The sequence below is a fragment of the Streptomyces sp. 17_S59 genome, from assembly GCF_056930295.1.
In genome coordinates, this window is the sequence record NZ_JBXOWD010000001.1 from 7,171,422 (window position 1) to 7,189,086 (window position 17,665).

Annotated in this window: 18 protein-coding genes and 1 pseudogene; 8 read left to right on the forward strand and 11 right to left on the reverse strand. The window is 69.1% G+C overall.

Annotation, left to right across the window (positions count from 1 at the left end):
- Positions 1–39: 39 nt before the first annotated feature.
- The 3 genes from AC1Z4A_RS32215 to AC1Z4A_RS32225 all read right to left on the reverse strand — a co-directional run bounded on the left by AC1Z4A_RS32215 (position 40) and on the right by AC1Z4A_RS32225 (position 4,320).
- Positions 40–735: a DUF5825 family protein gene (locus AC1Z4A_RS32215; protein WP_483683424.1), complete on the reverse strand. Its 696-nt coding sequence runs from the start codon at positions 733–735 to the stop codon at positions 40–42.
- Positions 732–2,687: a RiPP maturation radical SAM C-methyltransferase gene (locus AC1Z4A_RS32220; RefSeq protein ID WP_483683425.1), complete on the reverse strand. Its 1,956-nt coding sequence runs from the start codon at positions 2,685–2,687 to the stop codon at positions 732–734. Before AC1Z4A_RS32220 ends, AC1Z4A_RS32215 begins: the two co-directional genes overlap by 4 nt.
- Before the next feature lie 571 nt (positions 2,688–3,258).
- Positions 3,259–4,320 carry a PP2C family protein-serine/threonine phosphatase gene (locus AC1Z4A_RS32225; RefSeq protein WP_483683426.1) on the reverse strand — a complete coding sequence of 354 codons (1,062 nt, stop codon included), beginning with the start codon at positions 4,318–4,320 and terminating at the stop codon, positions 3,259–3,261.
- Positions 4,321–4,507: 187 nt separating this feature from the next.
- Between AC1Z4A_RS32225 and AC1Z4A_RS32230 the strand changes: the two genes are divergently transcribed.
- On the forward strand, positions 4,508–4,693 hold the full coding sequence (locus tag AC1Z4A_RS32230) for a hypothetical protein (protein WP_483683427.1): 186 nt from the start codon (positions 4,508–4,510) through the stop codon (positions 4,691–4,693).
- A gap of 110 nt (positions 4,694–4,803) precedes the next feature.
- On the opposite strand, the gene AC1Z4A_RS32235 is transcribed toward AC1Z4A_RS32230, so the two are convergent.
- The 4 genes and pseudogenes from AC1Z4A_RS32235 to AC1Z4A_RS32250 form a co-directional block, all read right to left on the reverse strand.
- Positions 4,804–5,496 (reverse strand): DUF429 domain-containing protein, encoded by a 693-nt coding sequence (locus tag AC1Z4A_RS32235; RefSeq protein ID WP_483683428.1) that lies wholly within the window; start codon positions 5,494–5,496, stop codon positions 4,804–4,806.
- Positions 5,497–5,502: 6 nt separating this feature from the next.
- Positions 5,503–6,177, reverse strand: a complete 675-nt coding sequence (locus tag AC1Z4A_RS32240) for a protein-L-isoaspartate(D-aspartate) O-methyltransferase (RefSeq protein ID WP_483683429.1) — start codon at positions 6,175–6,177, stop codon at positions 5,503–5,505.
- A 121-nt stretch (positions 6,178–6,298) separates the two neighbouring features.
- Positions 6,299–7,969 (reverse strand): FAD-binding oxidoreductase, encoded by a 1,671-nt coding sequence (locus tag AC1Z4A_RS32245; RefSeq protein ID WP_483683430.1) that lies wholly within the window; start codon positions 7,967–7,969, stop codon positions 6,299–6,301.
- Between the two features lie 144 nt (positions 7,970–8,113).
- Positions 8,114–8,209 (reverse strand): annotated as a pseudogene (locus AC1Z4A_RS32250) (DUF1203 domain-containing protein); the annotation flags it as partial.
- A 108-nt stretch (positions 8,210–8,317) separates the two neighbouring features.
- Here AC1Z4A_RS32250 and AC1Z4A_RS32255 point away from each other — a divergent pair.
- Both AC1Z4A_RS32255 and AC1Z4A_RS32260 read left to right on the forward strand, forming a co-directional pair.
- Entirely contained in the window at positions 8,318–9,634 is a 1,317-nt protein-coding gene (locus tag AC1Z4A_RS32255; protein ID WP_483683431.1) for a hypothetical protein, read from the forward strand.
- Between the two features lie 118 nt (positions 9,635–9,752).
- On the forward strand, positions 9,753–10,619 hold the full coding sequence (locus tag AC1Z4A_RS32260) for a bestrophin-like domain (RefSeq protein ID WP_483683432.1): 867 nt from the start codon (positions 9,753–9,755) through the stop codon (positions 10,617–10,619).
- Here the strand turns inward: AC1Z4A_RS32260 and AC1Z4A_RS32265 are convergent.
- A complete protein-coding gene (locus tag AC1Z4A_RS32265) occupies positions 10,604–10,867 on the reverse strand; it encodes a hypothetical protein (RefSeq protein ID WP_483683433.1) in 264 nt (87 codons plus the stop codon). The two genes, AC1Z4A_RS32260 and AC1Z4A_RS32265, sit on opposite strands and share 16 nt — an antisense overlap.
- A gap of 122 nt (positions 10,868–10,989) precedes the next feature.
- On the opposite strand from AC1Z4A_RS32265, the gene AC1Z4A_RS32270 reads away from it, so the two are divergent.
- From AC1Z4A_RS32270 to AC1Z4A_RS32285, 4 genes are all read left to right on the forward strand, one after another.
- Positions 10,990–11,898: a hypothetical protein gene (locus AC1Z4A_RS32270; protein WP_483683434.1), complete on the forward strand. Its 909-nt coding sequence runs from the start codon at positions 10,990–10,992 to the stop codon at positions 11,896–11,898.
- A gap of 10 nt (positions 11,899–11,908) precedes the next feature.
- Positions 11,909–12,910, forward strand: coding sequence for a PI-PLC domain-containing protein (locus tag AC1Z4A_RS32275; protein ID WP_483683435.1), 1,002 nt, complete (start codon positions 11,909–11,911; stop codon positions 12,908–12,910).
- A 32-nt stretch (positions 12,911–12,942) separates the two neighbouring features.
- Positions 12,943–13,638 (forward strand): DUF899 family protein, encoded by a 696-nt coding sequence (locus AC1Z4A_RS32280; protein WP_483683436.1) that lies wholly within the window; start codon positions 12,943–12,945, stop codon positions 13,636–13,638.
- Positions 13,639–13,729: 91 nt separating this feature from the next.
- On the forward strand, positions 13,730–14,077 hold the full coding sequence (locus tag AC1Z4A_RS32285) for a VOC family protein (protein ID WP_483683437.1): 348 nt from the start codon (positions 13,730–13,732) through the stop codon (positions 14,075–14,077).
- A 136-nt stretch (positions 14,078–14,213) separates the two neighbouring features.
- Here the strand turns inward: AC1Z4A_RS32285 and AC1Z4A_RS32290 are convergent, their stop codons facing one another.
- From AC1Z4A_RS32290 to AC1Z4A_RS32300, 3 genes are all read right to left on the reverse strand, one after another.
- Positions 14,214–14,555 carry a transposase gene (locus AC1Z4A_RS32290; protein WP_483683438.1) on the reverse strand — a complete coding sequence of 114 codons (342 nt, stop codon included), beginning with the start codon at positions 14,553–14,555 and terminating at the stop codon, positions 14,214–14,216.
- A 187-nt stretch (positions 14,556–14,742) separates the two neighbouring features.
- Positions 14,743–15,309, reverse strand: a complete 567-nt coding sequence (locus tag AC1Z4A_RS32295; RefSeq protein ID WP_483683439.1) for a DJ-1/PfpI family protein — start codon at positions 15,307–15,309, stop codon at positions 14,743–14,745.
- Positions 15,310–15,730: 421 nt separating this feature from the next.
- On the reverse strand, positions 15,731–16,327 hold the full coding sequence (locus AC1Z4A_RS32300; protein ID WP_483683440.1) for a hypothetical protein: 597 nt from the start codon (positions 16,325–16,327) through the stop codon (positions 15,731–15,733).
- A 242-nt stretch (positions 16,328–16,569) separates the two neighbouring features.
- Here AC1Z4A_RS32300 and AC1Z4A_RS32305 point away from each other — a divergent pair, with 242 nt between their 5' ends.
- Entirely contained in the window at positions 16,570–17,532 is a 963-nt protein-coding gene (locus tag AC1Z4A_RS32305; protein ID WP_483683441.1) for an ArsR/SmtB family transcription factor, read from the forward strand.
- The last annotated feature ends 133 nt before the right edge of the window (positions 17,533–17,665 follow it).

Genomic DNA, 17,665 nt, shown 5'->3' on the forward strand with positions numbered 1-17,665 from the left:
TCAGCTGCCGCCACGCCGCCGGAACCGCGTCGGATCACCTCAGATGACCAAGGATGCCAGCGGCCATCGCTGCACCAGATACGGCACCCACCACACGTGTTGCCCGACCACGACCGCGAGTTCCTCCTCGCGGAGGTCGGCGAGGACGGCTTCCGGCACCACGGATGCCGGGGCGCCGTCCGCAAGGGCGTCGATCGCCTCCCGGTAGGCGGGGTCGTCGATGGTGAACCGGCGCAGCCTCCTGTGCCGTCGATCGCGGACCTGCACGAACCCCGGCCCCCGGCGGTAGACGCACTTGCAGAGGTAGTGACCGTCGCGCCACTGCCGCAGCGCCTCCTCGGCCCGGGGCGGGCCGTGCAGCTCCGTCGGAGGATGGAGATGGTTCAGCACGCTCCAGGCATCCGCTTCGGCAGCGGTGTGCACCTGCCAGTCGACGACGACGGCCAGCCCGGTGAGGGCGCCGATCAGGCTCAGGGCACGTACGGCCCAGGCGCTCTCCGACTCGTCGGGCCCGTCGGCCTCGCCGGATGCGCCGGTCAGCCGCACCGGCCGGGGCAGGGCCACGCGTCGCACGCCCGCGTCGAAGAGGTACCGCGCGGCCCGGACGGCGGACCCTGCCGGAACGCCGACGGTTCCCATGGCCATGCCGGGCACCCGGCACAGCACCGGATCGTGGTCCCGCCAGGCCGTCACCGTGAACGCGGTGCCGGACGAGGCCGGCGTGGTCGTCGTCATGCGGGGGCCGCCTGCAGCTGCGGCGTGCGGTCTGCGGCCGCACCCGTGCCGCGGTCCCTGAGGTAGCCGAGACGCAGCAGTTCCTGATTGGCCGCGGCCGGAGCCACGTGCACGTACTGGCCTCCGTCCGCGAAGACCAAGCCCAAGGCGCGCCAGCGGTCGAGCGTCCGCCGGACCCTGGACTCCCATGCGTCAGCAGGCTCGGCGGGTTCGGCTGCGGACGGCCCGGCCTGTTCGGGCGCGCGGAGCTTGCGTGCGGCGGCCGTCACCGTGTGCGGTTGATCGAGGAGACGGAACAGGGCGATCTCGCAGGGGTCGGTCAGCTCGAGCGCGGTCCAGTCGAACGTGCGGCGCGTGTTGGCCAGGACGATCCGGTCGCCGAGGTCGGTGTGGGCGAGGCGGCTGCCGGCGTAGGACTCCTGCCACGTCGCGATGGCGGCGTTGAGCCGGTCGACGACTTCGGTGGCGACACCTTGGGGCGGCACGTCGAAGATGTAGGCCAGGTCGAACATCTCGGTCTCGGGGAGGTCGTAGATGATGCGGTACTGCTCGGCGGGCCGCAGGTCGCGGAAGCCGAGCCCGGGATTGTTGAAGTACGGGCTGAATCGTTCGACCGCGATGCGCCCCGCGGGACCGCCGGGTGGGTTGAGGTGTTCCAGGACGGGAATCTGGTCGATCACGTCGTCGTAGTCCTCGGCCTGCTCCCCGGGGAAGCCGTGCAGGTAGTTCCAGGCGACGCAGAGCCCGACGGCCGAGGCGTCACGGAGCATCCGGACGTTCTGGCAGCCTGTCACGCCCTTGTCCATCAGGCTCAGGACCCTGCTGTTGAGGTTCTCGATGCCGGGCTGTACGTAGACCACTCCGGCGTCGGCCAGCACCTGCAACTGGTGCCGCCGCATATTCGACTTGATCTCGTACTGCAGCCGGAATCCGTAGCCGGTCTCGGTCAGTCGGGGCAGCAAGGACTTCAGGTAGTTCATGTCGAGGATGTTGTCGACGACGTACATGTCCAGGACCCGGTGTTTCCGGGAAAGATCCATGATCTCCTCGAAGAACACGGCCGGGTTCTTGCTGCGGAACTGCATGAACGAGCCGTTGAGGCCGCAGAACGTGCAGTGGTGCTTCTCGCCCCACCAGCAGCCGCGGGCACTCTCCACCACGAGCTTGGGCTCGACCCAGGAGCGGGCGCCGGAGCGGGCGAGACGTTCGAAGTACCCGGTGTAGTCCGGCGCCAGGATCGAGTGGGGCGGAAGCGGCCTGGTGCTCATGGGATTGACGACGGAACCGCCCTGTCCGTCGCGGTGACACAGGCCCGGAATCCCGGCCGGATCCCCTTTGCCGTTCAGTGCGTTCAGCAGGGCCGGGAACGATTCCTCTCCCTCGCCGCGCGCAACGAAGTCGACGAAGCCGAAGTTGCGGTGCACCGCCTCTCCCTGCTGCCCGTCGCAGTTGGCGCCGCCCATGACCGTACGGATGCCGGGAGCGAGTTCCTTGATCTGCCGTGCCACCGCCAGAGCAGCGGTGTTCTGCTGGAAGGTCGAGGTGAGCCCGACGACGTCGGGCGCCGTGTCCACAATGCGGGCGGCCGTCTCCCGGATGAACTCCCCGGCCATGGTGTGCAGTAATCGTGCCTGTTCCAGACGCGGACCGTCGACTTTCCCGCGGGTTCCTTCGGTGAACTCCTCCAGACGCCAGTCGTCGTCTCCGTAGAGGGCGGAGGAGAAGACCCAGTCGCCGCATCCGATGAAATAGGAGGAAAGGGAGTAGTACTCGTAGTCACGGAGTGCGAAGTCGGTGCGTCTGGTCACCCAGTCGACATAGTCGATGTTGGCGTGCATCACTTCTGCCCGGGCGCCGGGCACGCGTTCGTCGACGCTGCGTTTCAGAATGCCCAGAGCCAGCGACGGGAGGTCGATGGAGGCCCAGGGCATGTTCACCAGGAGTACGCGCACGATCGGCCTCTCTCACAGGACATCTCTCACGGGACATCTCTCACAGGACATCGGCGAACCGGAAACGGCACGGCGGCGGAACGAAGGGCAGACCAGCGGTCCTGGTCTGCCCCCGGATTCGCTATTCACGGACTCCCGCGATAGGGATGTCGATCCAGCGCATACCGCCCTGGTGCTCGCCCTCTTCTTCTCGAAGCGGGTCGTTGTTGATGATGTCCTTCTCCATAGCCGTTCCTTCCCCGCGACGGACGGCAGGTGGCGCTGCCCGCCGCGGCTCGGCGTCCGATAGGGAAGCCCTCCGAAGAGGCGCTCCGGACCGAAGCGTGCGCGGCTGTGCGGGAGTTGTGAAGAGAGACGGGTTCATTGACATCTGCAGGGGGCGGCAGTAGCGGGACGGCGGGGGCGCGATGGACTTGGTGCGCATCGCGCATGCCCGGCCGGGCCGGGGATGACACGGGATTACGCCACACACTCGACGCACCGTTCGTCCCGCTGGCGCAGCGGAATCCCGGGATTCCGCTCGGAGGCCACGGCTCCGCCGCCGGTCCGGCTCCGCCGGCGTTCTCCCCGGCTATGCGTCGAGCCGGTCGAGGAGGAGCATCGCCGCATCGTCGGCCAGGTGACCTCCTGTGTGCCGGACCAGCTCCCGGTGCAGGCGTTCCAGGAAATCGTGCGGGGCGCCGATGGGTGTCCCTTTCCCGGCCTCTGCCATGGCCTCGGGCAGGGGGAAGAAACCGTGGCCGGGGCCCCGGGCCTCGATCACGCCGTCGGTGTACAGCAGCAGGCGTTCGCCCGGCGCGAAGGGGTGGCTCTCCGCCCCGCCGGGCAGACAGGTCTCCAGGTCCTCCAGCCCCAGGGGCGGCAGGGCGCAGGCAGGCGCGAGGGCCCGGGTCCCGTCCCCGGACAGCACCAGCGGCGGCGGATGGCCGCAGTTCACCACCTCGACCACGGGCCCGTCCGGCACCTGGGCCACGAGAGCGGTGACGAACCCCTCCATCAGGGTGTCCTGGTCGAACGCGCCCGGTACTGCGCGTTCCCGGCGCAGCGCGGCGGCGCAGTGGTTCATGACCTCCGCCAGGTCGTCCTCGTAGTGCGAGGCCTCCCGGAAGGCGCTCAGCACGGCGGCGGCCGCGCGCACGGCGGGCAGCCCCTTGCCCCGGACGTCCCCCACGATCATCCGGACCCCGTACCGGGTCTCCAGCGCCTCGTAGAGGTCACCGCCGATCTGCGCCCCGGCCTCAGCCGCGAGGTACATGCTGGCGGCCCTGACCGGGCCCAGCCGGGCGGGTACGGGCCGCAGGACGACCTGCTGTGCTGCCGTGGCTATCCGGCGTACTTGGTCGAGTTCGTGCTGCCTGCGCGTTCGCACGGCACTGCTCGTCGCGACGCTGGCGACGGACACGAGGAGAAGCGCCAGGAAATTGGTGTAGACCTGCTGGGTCCCCCACGCGTGGTTGTAGGTCGCGGTGGCCACCCCGACGGCTGTTGCGACAGCGGCTGCCGCGACGGTGCCCCGAGGCCCCATCGTCACCGCCGCCAGTGCCGGAGTCGCTGTGAGGAGGGGGCCGGTGTACAGAAAGTGAGCGGGCGAGAATTCGATGCCCACGACCAGCAAGGCGATCGCGAACGGCACGCACTGCCCCAGCGTGAAGAGGCCCCGGCTGTGAGCGCCCGTTCCCGCGCGGGGAGGACGCGAGTGCGACCCCATGACTCCAGGCTCCCGCGCGGATCCAGGAGGTTCCACTCGCGGAAGGATGCATGTATCGCACACCCGTGCGAGTCTGAAAGGGGGCTCGAAGTCCGACGAGATTGGATGCGCCATGATCGGGCTGCCGAAGAGAAAGCACAAGGAGACCCACGCCGCCGAAGACAAGCGCAAGCAGCAGGAGAAGGCGGCCGGAACAGAAACCAGGAAGGAAGCGGAGAAGACGTCGGAAGACGTCTACAAGCCGGCACCGGAACAGGACGTCCTCGGCTGGGGCCACCGCGGGCAGTCGTCCTCCTGATCCCACGGCCCCGGACCGGTGGCGCCGGGGGTGAACGACGGGCCCGGCTCCGGGCTCCCGGCACGCTGGGTCAGCGGGTTGGTGAGCACCACCCGGAGCCGGGCCGGAAATCAGTACCAGATGGCGACGGGGCGGCCGTGCCGGTCGTGTTGCGGCGGGTCCGGGAGGCAGCGCGCACGGCCCAGGGCGATCCGGTGCGCGGTCCATGCCACGGCTGCCGCGTCCAGCACGTCGTCCGGCGGTACGCGTCCCGCGTCCCCGAGTTCGTCCGGGAGGACGATCCCGGTGGATTCGAGGAGGGAGCGGCGCGCCATCTGCCCGGCCCAGCTCTTCTTGCGGTGGGTGAGCGGTGTGCCGCCGGCCAGGGCCCGGAACGACACCTCGGGGTGTGCCTCGAAGAGCCGCTCGCCGCCGGCCTGTGTCAGGCAGGCGTTCGCCTCCCGGAGCTTTGCGGCGAGCCCCCAGCTCTGGCGGCTCAGCCCGGCTCCGGTGAGTTCGCGGCACCGGCGGCTCGCGGCGTCGTACTCCTCCTCCTGCCATACCGCACGGGGCGGCACGCGGAAGACGCTGCTGCGCAGCCGCCCCAGCAGGGTCGCCGCCTCCGTGTCCGCGCGCCGCCATCCGGTGTCGAGGAGCCCCAGCGGGATGTCCACGGCCACCACAGCGGCCCCGCCCTGGTCCGTACCGGCCCCAGGCAGCAGGGAGCCCAGGCGGCTGACGAGCCGTGCCCCGGCGAACCGGCCGTTGCGCAGTTCGACCGCGACCCATCCGGCCGGGCAGGCGTCGACGCCGAGGACCGTCATCACAGGTCAGTAGTCCTCCTCGGAAGGGGGTGCGGGGGGATAGCCGTATTCCCCGTACAGGCGGACGAAGTGGGCGGGTGTGACGGTCCTGCGGTGGACGAGTTCCCGTCCGGCTTTCTCGTACAGTTCGACCTGGTCCAGGCCGCCGGGTCCGATGGGCTGGACGAGACGGCCCCCGTTCCTGAGCTGTGCGATCAGCGGGGGCGGCACTTGGGGGAAGGCGGCGGAGACGACGACGGCATCGTAGGGGGCGTGGTCCGCCATGCCGAGGGTGCCGTCGCCGACGACGATCTCGACGTTGCCGATGCCGGCGCCTGCGAGGTTGGCCCGGGCGGCCTCCGCGAAGTCCTGTCGCCGCTCGACGCTGACGACGTGTGCGGCGAGGCGGGCCAGCAGTGCGGTCTGGAAGCCGTAGCCGCTGCCGATCTCCAGCACGCGCTCGCCGCCGGTGAGGGCGAGCGAGTCGATCATCATGGCGGAGAGGGAGGGCTGCGTTGTCACCTGACCGTGGCCGATGGGAATCGGCGCGTCCGTATACGCCGACGGACGGTGGGAGGCCGGGACGAAGGCCGCACGCGGGGTCGTGCGGAGGGCGCGCAGCAGACGCTCGTCCGCAACACCTGCGGCACGGGCAGCCCCGGCCAGGTCCTCCGGACCGGGGGCGCGGCTACGGCCGGTCATCGGTGTCCGCCTTCCAGTCTCGTCCGGGCCCGGGGCGGGCCCCGTGGTTCCAGTCTCGCGGGGGCCGGGCTCTGCGGCCACGGAGACGGGGCCCGCACGGGCTTGGAGGGCAGCGGCTCGGCTACGTGCCCGCGGGCAGTTCCACCGCCAGCGCGTGGTGGAACACGTTCCGCGGGTCCCAGCGGGCCTTCACCTGCTGCAGGCGTGGATAGTTGTCCTTGTAGTAGAGGGAGTGCCACGGCACACCGGAACGGTTCCATGCCGGGTCGGCCAGATCGGCGTCGGCGTAGTTGATGTAGGAACCGTCGCTGACCTCACCGGGCACCGGAACACCGCCGGTGGCGGCGTACACATCGCGGTAGAGGCCGCGGACCCAGGAGAGGTTGGCCTCGTCCTCGCTCTCGTCGGCCCAGATCGTCTGGTAGACCGCCTTCATCACCGCATCGCGCTGGGCGACCGCGGTGGCGCCGGACGGCACCGCGTTGACCTGACCGCCGTATCCGATGAGCAGCATGCCGCCGCGCGGCACGGGGGAGGAGTCCGTCAAGTACCGGTAGATGGTTTCGAGTTGTGCGTCGGTGTAGGAGCTGCGCAGATAGGCGGCCTTGATCTTGTACCGGCGGACGAACAAGTCGCCGGGCTCGCCGGTGCCCGGCCAGGTCAGGGGATGCAGCCACGGCATGGTCCGGTGGATGACGGTCGGCTCGGTGCCGGTGCCGGCAATGACCGCGGACATGAACTCGCCCACGAGGCGGTCCGCGTCGGGGATGCCCGCGTCGGTCTGCACGACCATCATGAGCTTGCCGGCGCTGCGGTGCGCCGGCAGGAGGATGGCGTACAGGCCGGCGTACCGCGAGCCGGGCTCGCTGTTGCGCTCGTGCCACGTACCGAAATTGCGCAGCAGTGTGGTGAACGCCTGCTGGGTCATCCGCTGGTCCCAGGTCCACAGGGCCAGGTACTCCAGCATCTCGCGCGGTGCGGGCGGCAGCAGCCGGGAGGGGTCGGTGCCGGTGGCGCCGGGCGAGCGCAGCCAGTACCGGGTGACCACGCCGAAGTTGCCGCCGCCACCGCCGGCGTGCGCCCACCACAGGTCGCGGTTGGGGTCGTCGGGCTCGCGCGTGGCCACCACCGCACGGGCGGTGCCGTCCTCGTCGACGACCACCACTTCCACGCCGTACAGGTGGTCCACCACCGATCCGTACCGACGGGAGAGCGGCCCGTACCCGCCACCGGCGAAGTGCCCGCCTGCGCCCACCTCCGGGCAGCCGCCGGCCGGGATCGTCACGCCCCAGCCCTTGAACAGCGTCCGGTACACGTGCCCGAGGGTGGCCCCGGGCTGCACCGCGAACGCGCCCCGCCGGGCGTCGTAGCCGACCGCGTCCATGGGCGACAGATCCAGCAGCATCTGCACCGAAGGATCGGCGGTCAGGTTCTCGAAGCAGTGCCCGCCGCTGCGCACCGCGATCCGACGCCCGGACCGCACGGCGTCCGACACTGCGCGCACCACGTGCCCGATGGACCCGGCCACGCGGATCTCGTCCGGTCTGCCCACGAACCGGAAGTTGTTGCCGCGCAGCAGGCTGGGGTAACGGGGATCGTCCGGCCGGATGGTCACGGGCCCGAAGGCGGAGGGGTCCGGCGCGGCAGGGGCAGGGGCGGGGGCGCTGGCCGCTGCGGCGGGCACGGATCCCAGCGGCCCGGCCAGCCCTGCTGCCGCGCCTCCGGCGGCGACCGCCCCTGCCGCGGCGAGGAGTCCGCGGCGGTTGAGCGAGTCGGGCCTTGGTCGATTCATCACGGTTTCCCTTCCCTGGCTATGGCAACGCGCCTTGTCAGGCTGCCATGTTCTGTGTGGCGCGTGAACGGCGTGGTGCGGGGTTCCGGGCCTCGGACGGCCGGGTCGGCGCCAGGTGCCGGTACAGGATTCCGTGCGTCCGGCTCAGACTCTGCGTACCTCGTAGAGGAAGCAGCCGTACTCGACGGCTCTGACGTGCACCAGGGCCACGCGGGGGTCGGCGAATGCCTCCGTGAAGGCCAGGCTGGCGCCCACGGGGGCCGTTCACCGGCGGGATCCGGACGTCGTCCTGAGGCGCCGAGGCCGTCCTCTGCGCTGGTGTCAGTGCCGGACCGCAGAATAGGGGCCATGATCCAGACACTTCCGCTCGCTCTGCCGGGCGCGCTGGTGGACTTCCACCGCATCGACCTGACCGCGCTCTATTCCACGGGCTGGGGTGTCCATGCTGACGATGTCGCGGCCGCGCCGAACGGGGACGTCTACGCGCTGTACGGGGTGCGCCGGTACACCTACGGCGCGGCCCGCAACGGACCGGACCCGGCCATAGCCAGCTTCGAGTACGCGATCATCACCCGGTACTCCGCGGAGGGCGAAGTACTGGCGAGCGCTCTGTGGGACTCGGCTCACGGCGACGAGAATGCTTCGGCGGTGGCCGTAGGCAGTGACATGACCCTGTGTGTCCTGCCGGACGGCACCCTCGCCGTCAGCGCCCGCCCGGACAACACGACCCTGATCACAGCCGATTTGAGCCGTGTCGTGGCCACTTACGACTCGAAGGACCGGCGCCCGTTCAAGGAGTTCACGCCCGGCGATGCCTTCGCCACGTCCTTGAGCGTCACGCCTTCGGGACGCCTGCTGTGCACCGTGGCCGAGTACGGCGTGTGGAGGTACGGCAGCACCATCACCAACATCGTCGGCCTGGCCGACGGCGCCCTGACCGCCGATTCAAAACCCCGGATCAACGCGCTCGCGTCGCTCGATCCCGAACCGGCCCGCCAGAGCAGTGCCGACCTGCGCCCGCACGTCACCTGCCAAGGCGCCCCGGTCGGCCTGGCGAACAGGCCCCGTCCGGCACTGACCGAGCTGCTGACCGGCGAGGACCCTCTCTCAGGCTGGCACGACTCCCGCCTCGGGCGGCCCGTACCGCTGGCTGACGACCTGTTCGTCGTCCCGGTCTACGCCAAGACGTTCCGCAGCGGCAGCCGGGGCCAGCCGTTCGCCTTCGCCCTCGTCAACGACCGGGGAGAGATGACCGGACGCCTCGACGGGCTGCACAAGCGGCGCGATTCCCCCTTCACCGGCTTCTGCTTCAACCTGGCTGCCGACCCGCATCGCGGCCACGCCTTCCACCTCAACCGCTACGGCCTGTACGCGTGGGACAGGGCAGGGACGCTGCGGGCCAGGCTGGAGACCGAGACCAAGGCCTTCAAGCCTCTGGCCCACTTCACGCTCGCCTCCTGCTCGCCCACCGGTGACCTGCTGTTCGTCCACAACAAGCAGCACCTGATCCTGCGCGTGCCCGTCCCCGAGGACCTCACCGGCCTTGCGCCCGTGGTCGAGGAGGCACTGCGCGCCTACGCCCGCCGGCGCACTGCCTTGAAGAAACAATGGGCGCCGGTCAACTGGCACTGGACCCAGGCGTCTGCACCTGTCCACCGCCTCTGACGGCCCGCGCCTGTTGGCGGAGTGGCCGCTACGAGAGCTGAAGGCAACGGCCCATTTCGTCACTTCGTCAGTCGCGGGTGCCCAGGTGAAGTGGTTGCGGAGGCCTTGTGGACCCTTCATGATCCGCTCGTACGGGGCTGCTGTGGCGGGCAACTATGCGGGCAGCGGTGTCCGGATGGGTCTGCGGAAGGGTGTTGTGGAACTCTGGCTGCTCAATACCTTCAGCACTCCGGCTCTGGCCACCGTGTTCATCGGTGGTGTCATGCTGTTCGCCATAGCGGGCAGCCTGCTGGTGCGTCGTCGTCTTCCGCACACTGTCGGGGGACGGCACAACGAGACCATCGGTGTGGTCCTGGGTATTTACGGTGCAATCTACGGCATCATCCTCGCTTTCGTGATTGTGGCCGAGTGGGAGGCTCTGGGGGCTGCCCGGACGAACGTTGCCACGGAGGCGACGCAGACTGCTGAGGTCTTGCGGGATGCTTCGGCGTTCCCTGCCGGTCAGCAGCAGAGGATTTCGGATGCCATAGGAGCGTATGTGCATGCCATTGTTGAGAAGCAGTGGCCGCGGATGCGGCAGGGAGACCCGGACCCGGACCTGACCAATCCGCAGATCACTGCTCTCTACCGGGCTTTCCAGGGGTATGAGCCGGTCACTGAGGCACAGAAGGCGTACTACAGTCAGGCGGTCTCGAATCTGGGCGGTGTTGCAGCCGCGCGCCGCAGCCGGCTTGCAACGTCGCAGGATCAGCTGCCGGTTCTGCTGACGGCGCTGGTGTGCGGGGGTGCGCTGGTGGTTATTCCGCTGACGTGGGTGTATGGGATCCGCAGTATTCGTGTGCAGTTGGTGTTCGTGAGTGCGGTTGCTGCTCTGATCGGTGTGAGCGTGCTTCTTGTGCTGACGCTGGACCGGCCGTTCTCCGGGGATCTCACTATCTCGCCTGCGCCGTTCAAGGAGGGCATTCTGGCTCAGTATTGGCGCTGAACCGGCTGGTCCGGTCTGGGCGCGCAGGGGGCGTTCCAGGGCACGCCGCCCAGGGCGCCGTGGACGACCTCGGTCTCGACGTCGTCCTGGTCGGGGCTCGCGTGGCCGCCGATGCGGTGTTTGCTGACGTCGACGCGCTCGTAGACGCCCTCCCGGAAGTCCTCGTCCCACAGCGGGTGGTCGTCATCCATCGGATCGAACTCGCGGTAGACGACCGGGTGCCAGTCGTACGGAGCCGTCGACTCCACGCGCGCCGTCAGCCGGACCTCGCGGGTGGTCTCTACCGGTCCCTCGCCCAGTTGCAGAGCTGCTGTGCACGATCGACGCTGGCCGTAGGGGTATGCGAGAGAACTCTGAACGGGGTCCTGTCATGACGGACGGAGACTGGAAACTCGCGGGCAACGCCGGCACTGACCCCCCGGGGGATTTTCTGGGAACGGTCGACGGCGAACCCTTGGTGTTCAAGACGAACGGCAACGAAGCTGTGCGCGTCGATGCGGCCGGCAGCGTCGGTATCGGCCTGACCGGCCCGAAGGCAAAGTTTCACGTGCAGTCCAAGGAGGGCTTCGAAAGGCCCCAGATCGCCCTCACCCAGGAGACACCCCTGGAGTACGCGCGGCTTCGTTTCCAGTCCACCGGCCGGGACGCGGACGGCGCGATCGTGCCGTACGCCTTGTGGGACATCGCGGCCGGCGTGGCCAAGCTCAACGTCTTCGTCCTCGGGGTCGGGAACGTCATGACGTTCACCCAGCAGGGAAACGTCGGCGTCGGAACGGAAAGGCCCGGGGCGAAACTGGACGTCAACGGAACCGCACGGGTGGAAGTGCTGGAAGTCACCGGTGGGGCTGATCTGGCGGAGGCCTTCTCCCTGCCCGATGACGAGGACGGCGAAGGCGAAGAGGCCGAAGGGGTGGAGCCCGGTACGGTCATGGTCATCGACGACCGGCGGCCGGGGATGATCAGGGCGAGCGACAGGCCCTGTGATCGCAAAGTGGCCGGGGTCCTGAGTGGGGCCGGTGAGCTCGCACCTGGACTGACCTTCGGGGCCGGGCAGCCGGGAACCGGTCGTCGGCTCGCACTGACGGGACGCGTCTACTGCAAGGCGGAAGCCGACTCCCACCCGATCGAGCCCGGGGACCTCCTCGTTACATCAGCGGTGCGCGGCCACGCGATGCGCGCCGAGCCCGGCGTCGACTGCCACGGCGCCGCGCTGGGCAAGGCGATGAGCGGCCTGGGCGGCGGTACGGGGCTCGTCCTCGCCCTTGTCAACCTTCTGTGAGGAGGGGGCCATGCGACTCCCCCGGATCAGCGAGCTGGTGTTCAAGGGCACGCACAACTCCTACGCCTGCTCCTCGCTCTTCGGGATACACACACCTCCCGTGATGGGACATCCTCCGCTTCAGCAGATCGATGACTTCGGCGTCTGGTCCGTGGAACTCGACTTCGCGGTGAAAAGCGTCGATGGCGTTCCCCGCGCCATCGTGGGACACAACGACGATGACGACCCTCTGTGCTGGGGGCGCTTCCTTCGCGACTACGTTCAGGACATCCACAACGCGCGCTCGCGCCCGTACCGGCCCGTCTTCTTCATTTTCGATGTGAAGGACTGGGGCGACACGGATGAATCGACCGCGGTGGACATCGGCATGACGGACCTTCGCGCAGTGTTCGGAACGGACAATGCCATCAAATTCACCGATGACACGCCGATTGTTCCGCTGCCCACTGCGCCGGAACTCGCTGGTAAGGCAGTACTCCTTCGCACGCTGCGGATCAATCGCGGGTACCAGGACGAATGCACCGACCGTGAAGCCGTCAACCAGGCCATCGCAGTGGGAGCGGGTCTTGAGGGCGGGTGCCCGGGCTCTCCTGGCTTTTCCTCGCCTGGCTGCCGGATCATCGGACTCGACCAGTACCAGGCCGACTGGACATTCGAGTACGGTGTCCCGCCCAACCCCCTGATAGTGGACGGCGCGGCCCGACCGCCCTGGACGGTGACGGACGCCGTGCAGGGCCCTTCCCAGGACCACTGGAGCTGCCCCAACGGGGATGCATGGAATGGGCAGGTGGTCCATGAACAGGGAACATGGAGATTCCCCTACCGGACCGTCCGGGCTGCGGTCACCCGGGCTCAGGGAACCACGGCGAACGGAGTCCGTGAACCTCTGCGAGCCGGCTGGGGATGGACCGTCCTCATCTCTCCGGGGCGTTACCGGGAGAGAGTCGTCGTCGATATCCCGCTGCGTCTCGAGAAGGAGCCGGGAGAGGAAGGCTCGGTTGTGATCGGATAGCCGGAGGAAGCTGGAGTCAGCCGGAGGCGGCCATGCGCTTGACCAATCTCACCGGCGAGTCGGTCGAATACGTCCGCGCCCGCGAGGAGCTGCGACAGGCGGAGATCGAGCTGATGCGTCACCGCGAACGCGTCGCCGAGCTGCGGCGCCAGCTCCCGCCCGGTCCGGCCGTCGAGGACTACGTTTTCGAGGAAGGGCCCGCAGACCTGGAGGCCGGGGACGCACCGGTGTCGCGCGTGCGGCTGAGCGAGCTGTTCAGCGGGCCCGGGCGGGCTCTGGTGGTCTACCACTTGATGTACGGCAAGCGGCAGACCGAGGCGTGCCCCATGTGCACGATGTGGATCGACGGGTACAACGGCGTGGTCCACCACATCGTCCAGAACGCGGACTTCGCGATCGTCGCCGCGGCCGACCTGCCCGTGCTCCGCGCGCACGCCCGCACCCGGGGGTGGACGAACCTGCGCCTGCTCAGCGCGGCGGACAGCAGCTTCAAGTACGACCTCGGCAGCGAGGACGCCGAGGGAAACCAGGACTCGACCATCTCGGTGTTCACCCGCGACGACGACGGCACGGTGCGGCACTTCTACTCGGCGCACCCGCGGATGGCCGAGGACATCGACCAGCGGGGCATCGACCTGCTCAGCCCGGTGTGGCACGTCCTGGACCTCACGCCCCACGGCCGGGGCGACTGGTTCGCCGAGCTGGATTACGGGGGCGCGACGACCTAGGTCCTGCTGCGAAAGTGTGTGCGGTGGCGGGTGTTCCGTAGTACTCCTGGGAAGTTCCAGAGACACGTCTGTTCTCACTTGGAGTCGCCCGATGGCCGTTTACCGTGTCGTGCCCAACATCCAGTCGGAGGCCGCGCAGGAGAGCCGGGAGTTCTATGGCCTGCTGGGCTTCGAGGAGGTCATGAACCACGGCTGGATCATGACGCTCGCCTCCCCGTCCAGCCCGGCAGCGCAGATCAGCGTCATGACCAGTGACAAAACCGCGCCTGTCGCGCCCGACATGAGCGTCGAGGTGGACGACGTGGATGCGGCCTACGCAATCATGCAGGAGCGCGGTGCGGAGATCGTCCACCCCTTGCAGGACGAGGAGTGGGGGGTACGACGGTTCTTCGTCCGCGACCCCAACGGTAGTGTGGTGAACGTGCTGGGCCACCGCTGACGCCTTTCCCGCGCCACTGGGACGGTGCCGGTCACAGCCACTTGTCGTTTGGTGCGCTTGTCGGCCCGCTGCCCGGCCGTGATCACGATGGACATGGGCTTCTGGCCCTGTTCGACGGCCAGGTGCAGCTTGGCGGTCAGGCCGCCGCGCGAGCGCCCGAGTCCGTGGTCGTCCGGCTCGACGGTGACGCCTCCGGGCGGCTCCTTCTGCAGCTCCCCTGTTTACTCGCCCCGGCGGCGTGCTGGTGGGCCCGGCATACCGTGGAGCCGACGTTGATGTCCCAGGTGATCAGCTCCTTCGCGTCGGCCTGGGCCTGGAGCGCGGTGAAGAGCCGATGCCAGGTACCGTCCCGTTGCCACCTACGGAACGGGTCGTACACCCAGATCCACGGCCCCTGCACGGCAGGGAGGTCCCGCCACGGGACACCGGTGCGGACCCGGAACCGTATGCCGTCAATCAGCTGCCGCCTGGTCTGCATCGGCGGCCGTCCACGATTCTTGCCCCTGGGCAACAACGGTTCCAGCGCCGCTCATTGGGCGTCCGTCACCGGACAGCCGCCGAAACGAACAGCGGTATCACCGTGATCACAGGAGGGTGTGGCTGTCTGCGTGGAGGGGGATTGCGGCATGGGCGTCGTCCCGGCCGGGCTCCGATGCCTGCCGCCCTTACTGCTTGACGGGTGCTTGCTCGCGCAGCAGGGTGACGAACGCGCGCATCCATGCGGGGTGGTCGGGCCATGCCCGGGCTGAGACGAGGTTGCCGTCGACCACGACCTCCGCGTCCACGAACGTGCCTCCCGCGAGCCCCACTTCGGGTGCGCAGGCGGGATAGGCCGCAGTGCGGCGGCCCTCGAGCACACCTGCCGCTGCGAGGACGAGCGCGCCGTGGCAGATGTGTGCGACAGGTTTGTCCGCGGCGAAGAACGTGCGTACGATCCGCTGCACGTCGGCGTCCAGCCGCAGGTATTCGGGAGCTCGGCCGCCGGGAATCACCAGAGCCGCGTACGCGTCGGGGTCCACGTCGGCGAAGGGGAGGTCGGCCGGCCAGGAGTGCCCGGGCTTCTCGGTGTAGGTGTCGAATCCGGGGGCGAAGTCGTGCACGACGAACTGGAGTTTCTTCGCCGTCGGCGCGGCGATGTCCACCTCGTACCCCTCTTCCAGCAGCCGCTGATACGGATAGAGGACCTCCAAGTCCTCCGCAGCGTCGCCGGTGAGGATCACAACCTTGGGCATGGGACTCCTTCGGCTCGGATACGGGCCCGGTAGGTCTCCCTACCCAGCTTTCCGGGCGCGGTCACTCACCGCGGCCGACGGGTCATCCTCTGCCGGGAGCGGGCGATGTGGCGCACCCGCTGGCCTTTCCCGCCCGACCCGTACGGGCAGGCACTGCTTCCGCCGGTCCTGCTGGTGTTCAACCCGACCGGGGCGCGCGACCCCCTCCTGGCGGAGTACGGGGCCCGTACGTGGTGCTCGCCGCCCGCAGGCTCCTGGAGGCCGTCGCCCCTCCCTCGTGAGGCGGCGACGGCACCCGTCCCCGGGGCGAGCGCCTCGCCGGTGGTACGGCGACCGTAAGTTACCGGCCGCCGAGGAGGCGCTGCGGCGTGGTGCGGCCAGGAGCCGGGGGGCGGGGCCCCGGGCTCCTGGCGCCTTCAGGTCAGCAGAGGACGACGGACCATACGTGCCACCAGTCCCCGGTGGGGTCCGCTTCGGGGGCGTATGACTCTTTCAGCACACGACCGCGGCTGTCGAACATCCAAGCGACTTGACCTCTGGTCTGGTTGTTGCGCCACGACCCACCGTGGTGGAAGGGCATGTCGTGAACGTCGCCGCAGGCACTCCACTTCAGTTCGTCGCCCGAGTAGTGCGAGCCGCTGTAGGCGCAGAAGTAACCGTTTGCGCTGTAGTAGTTCGCGCAGGGATCGGAAGCCGTCTGCGTGCCTGCCCCGGAGGTGAAGTCACGCGGGTGCGTCTCTCCGGGGAGGGTGACGGTCAGCTTCCCGCCCTTGAAGTCGATCTCGTTGGGCGAGACCTGCTTGCCGCCGACGGTCTTCACATAGTTGTTGACTTTCTCCTGAAGCGCCGTTCCCTGAGCGCTGGTCAGGCGCGCGGCCTCGGCCTGGGCAGTGAAGTCCGGGTGACGGGAGGCTGGGCTCGCCGGGGTGGCGCTCGCGGATACCGTGGCTGCTCCGCCCAGAAGGCTTGCCGTGGCGACGGCAATGCCCACGGCGTGCTTGAACATGATGCGCGACACGTTCGGCTCCTTATCGCACGGTCTCTTTGATGCGTTGTCGGAGCGCCGACCGGACGACGGCACGTATGGCCGTCCAGGTACGGCGGTAGCGGGAATTCCTTCCCTGGGGAGTCCGGGAACGGTGCGGGGCGGACCGGGCCGCCCGGTTGCCGGTTGGCGTGTATCACGCTCTCCGATGCGGCGGGGGGACGCGATGCTTTCAGTGAGGGCTGAATGGTTCGGGCATCAACCGGGGGCCGGGCGTGTTACGAGTCCACTGCACGACGGAGGATCTGCTCACGGTAACGGTCGCTGACCGGCCGGCGCCGCTGGTGGAACTCGGCCTGGCCTTCGAGATGCTGCAGCGCCGTGACACGCACCCGGTGTTCAGCCCATGGCGGCGGCGCATGGCCCGCACCCTGCCGCGGCCGGCACACCCCATGCTGCAGCTGGTCTCCCCGTTGGGGGCTGGGCCGTTGTTCCTGGACCCGCCCAGCCACGACCTGGAAGAGGGCATGGATCAGATTCTGTCCACGCCCCGGGCCCGGGTCCGCACCGAGCTGCGCCGGATGCACGCCATCGACCGACCGCTCACCCCGTGGGTGCGTGACCTCGCCGACCGGGACCGGGATGCCTGGAAAATCCTCAAACAGGCCGTCCACGCCGGCCACGCCAGTGTCACCGCCAAAGCGTGGCCCCGTATCCAGGCCGGCTTCCACGCCGAAACGGCCTGGCGTTCCCGCATCCTGGCCCAGCAAGGACTTCACGCGGCCCTGATGGGTCTGGCACCGTCCGTCCGCTGGCGCGGCATGACCCTGGAAGCACGCTTTCCCCGCGACCTGGACGTCACCCTGCACGGGCACGGCATCATCCTGCAGCCGTCCCTCTTCTGGGCCGACCACCTCCTGGCCGCGCCCCAGCCCGACGGACGGCTCCTGCTGATCTACCCAGCCGTCACACCCCTGCCGCTCCGCGACGCCACAACACCCGATGACCCGCTCACTGCTCTTGTCGGCAGTACCCGGGCCCAGGCATTGCGCCTGCTGGTGCGGCAGCACACCACCACCGACCTCGCCCGTGCACTCGCCGTCACCCCAGCGGCCGCCTCGATGCAGGCCAAAATCCTCCGCGAAGCCGGACTGATCGTCTCCCAGCGCGACGGCAAGGCCATGTGGCACTGGTGCACACCCCTGGGCCTGGACCTCCTCGTGCACGGGAGCGCATGACTCGCGACGTGGCGGACGCCCTCAGTGAGTACCCGCTCAGGCACAGGCCCGGTGCAGCACCAGCTGCGCCTCTGTGGGCGCCGGCCTGACCCTGCCCCATCACAACGGACGCACCAAGGGCGCCAGCACCCGC